The sequence below is a fragment of the Novosphingobium sp. KN65.2 genome, assembly GCF_001368935.1.
GTDB classification, from domain to species: domain Bacteria; phylum Pseudomonadota; class Alphaproteobacteria; order Sphingomonadales; family Sphingomonadaceae; genus Novosphingobium; species Novosphingobium mathurense.
On record NZ_CCBH010000128.1, the window covers coordinates 1 to 2,652 of the forward strand.

Below are 2,652 nucleotides of genomic sequence, written 5' to 3' on the forward strand. Positions count from 1 at the left end.
AGCGACGATGCTGGCGTGCGTCTGGCTTGTGAGCGGCTGCGCCGCGACGGGCAGGATACAGCCGCAATTCCCGCCTGCGGCGGACGTTGAGCAGGCACAGCAAGCCAAACCTCGCCCGACTGTCGCAATCGCAACCGATGGGGTTGCGCGAGAGGCCTACAACATTGAGGTCGAAGCGTGGGGTGACCGGGTCCACGATGCCGCCGTCCGCAGCTGTCGTTGGATGAGCGAGCGTGGGGCGAAGTTTACTTGCGGAGAGACCTCGGCCGAGCGCTACGAGCGGTTGCATCACTAGCCCTTGCGAGCGATTTTCATGCCCTGCTCGATGGCCTATAATGTTTGGGTGGTCGCGAGAGGGTACAGCGCCCTGCTGCCCTCGACTTTTGACTGCGATACCCGACTAAGGCCCGGTGCACTGCCGGGCCTTTTTCATTGCCACACCCGAGCAAGGCCGAGTGAGACGAGATAGCGTCCCGCGTCTCGCCCATTGACCGAGAGCGTTGCGAGCGTGCGTCCATAGCGGTCTGACCCATGGCGCGTGACGATGACTGGCCCGGCCGACAGGAAGGCCGCGAGTGCGTCGCGCGAATTCTCACCGAGGGCGAAGTCACACCATGCTGGATTTCTCGATCCTGCAAGTCGCTCGCGGGACTGAGCAGAGCAGCGGGATGAACCGTTGAGTTCCGGAGCATCGATATTCTCGACTCTGATACGTTCGCCATCGCACAGGCGCACGGTGTCGCCGTCGTGCACATAGGCGATGCAGGCAGCAGCGGCAGCGGCGAGAAGTAGGGACATCAGGGCAATATCCAACCAGCGATCGCGAGCAGGCCTAACGTCAGAAGGGTAAAGAATTCGCCGCGTGCGCTCATGATCGATCGACCGTCAGAGGCCGAGGCCTGTAGCCCAAGGCGCCGAGGAGATCAGCAAGCTCCTGCGCATTTCGTGCAACTCGTTTGGATCGCGGATTTTCGAGGTGAAAGAGGGTTACTTGGTTGAACCGGTTCGCAGCGGCGGCGGCTTCGTGCAGCAAGAATCTGTCCATGGCTCATTTCTAGCCACCCGCATGAACTTCTCGAAGTGAACAGGCTGAAACCGCAATGGCAGCTGTTTGCCGGGGGCTTTGAAGCGTCGATGGCGGGAGGGTTGGGGCAATCGGTCGCAGTTAGCGATCTGCGGGACGGCTAGGTTGGGCCGTATGCAGACTGTCGACTTTTAAGGTCACGCCCAGGGAAGCGAACCTTCATCATTTCGAGCTCAATTTCAGATGTATCCTGTGGTGCCCACCTTGGCATAGTTGGTTTCTTTGCTTGTCAGTTAGACCATTGAATTGGAGACCGAACTAAATGTATTCCAACTCGGTCACTTGACCAGTTGGAGGGCAATCGAATGACAAGAACTCCGCCTGCGGGTTCTCGTGACAATCCAGAACCGATCGTCGGAAATCTAGGCGAACCGATCCGGCTAACGGACATGAACTTAGCTGGCATCTCGGCAACGGCGGCACGGGCCGGCGAAACTGTAACGATCTGTACGCGAATGGAGATCTCGTCTGACCAGGCACTTTTTCACAAGCTCATCGGTAACCTGGCTGCGGCAATCGAGCACAGGGCGCGAGCGGCTGGAGCTTATGACCGGCTAGAACGGGCATCGACCGTATTTCTGGTCATTAAGCCCGACAATAGCGCGGAGCTCTGGATCGATCGAGCTGCAATGGTGGCTTACACTACTCTGAAACGCCCTGGTCCACTTAAGGCTGGGACAGTACTTTTCGAAAATGACACCGTCGACATCACCGGCATCTGGTTTCCTCACGTTGACGTTGGGCCGGCCGATCGAATTCTTTGCATTATCCGAGAAGGCTGGCGCTTCGGGCTGTTCTTCGATTTCAATCGAGGTGAAGGAAACGAACTTTCGATCGATGATGCCAGGCGTTCGCTTGGCAGAATGGTGCGGAAAATGCGCTACGCCGATCTTTACGCTGCACTAGCGCATGAACCGACATTTAGTGCGATAGTCTCGGTGGGTTGGTTTCCATTTCTCGAACTGATGAAGGGGGAGTTTCGCGGATTGCTCGATGCGCAGGAAGCTGGTTTCGAGCTTGATGATGCCGAAGGTGCGTTGATCGAGAAGTTTGACGCCGAGCGGCTTGGTCGGATGTTCGATCGGTGGATGGAACGACCGCACCTGAAATCGCGAGAGGCAATCTTGCGCCCGGCGATTAGTGGTTTCAACGCCAAGGAACCGGTCGCAGTGATCAAGATCATTTTGAGCGAAATTGAAGGTGTGATGTCAGATGTATATTTTGAAGCCAACGGCGTTCGCTCCCACCGAATCCCAAAACTTCTGGAGTTCATGATTTCGCTCGCCGAACAACGGGCTCGCGGAAACGATACGCTCTTCTTCCCAGTTGAGTTTGGGAAATATCTGAAGGATTATACCTACGCCGGTTTTCATCCTGGCGATATCGGAAGTGCCGGCTCCCGGCACGCTGTGAGCCACGGGGCGGTGGCGAGTGAGCTATATACCATGCCGCGCGCGCTGCAGGCGCTGCTGACTCTGGATCAGCTGGCGTTCTACACCTGACCTCGAATTTTATGTCCGTAATTGTTCTGGAGGGCCGTAAAGGGCCGGTTGTCCGGCGTCAGCGCC

At 57.3% G+C, this 2,652-nt stretch carries 2 protein-coding genes; one reads left to right on the forward strand and one right to left on the reverse strand.

Going from position 1 to position 2,652, the window contains the following annotated elements; all coding sequences use genetic code 11:
* Positions 1 to 429: 429 nt before the first annotated feature.
* Positions 430 to 798, reverse strand: a complete 369-nt coding sequence (locus SPHV1_RS04610; protein ID WP_054944873.1) for a thermonuclease family protein — start codon at positions 796 to 798, stop codon at positions 430 to 432.
* Positions 799 to 1,389: 591 nt separating this feature from the next.
* On the opposite strand from SPHV1_RS04610, the gene SPHV1_RS25385 reads away from it, so the two are divergent.
* Positions 1,390 to 2,586 (forward strand): hypothetical protein, encoded by a 1,197-nt coding sequence (locus SPHV1_RS25385; RefSeq protein WP_197277644.1) that lies wholly within the window; start codon positions 1,390 to 1,392, stop codon positions 2,584 to 2,586.
* Positions 2,587 to 2,652: the final 66 nt, after the last annotated feature.

Coding starts and splice junctions, on each gene's coding strand:
- SPHV1_RS25385 (WP_197277644.1), top strand. CDS start 1,390: ATGACAAGAACTCCGCCTGCGGGTTCTCGTGACAATCCAGAACCGATC.
- SPHV1_RS04610 (WP_054944873.1), bottom strand. CDS start 798: ATGTCCCTACTTCTCGCCGCTGCCGCTGCTGCCTGCATCGCCTATGTG.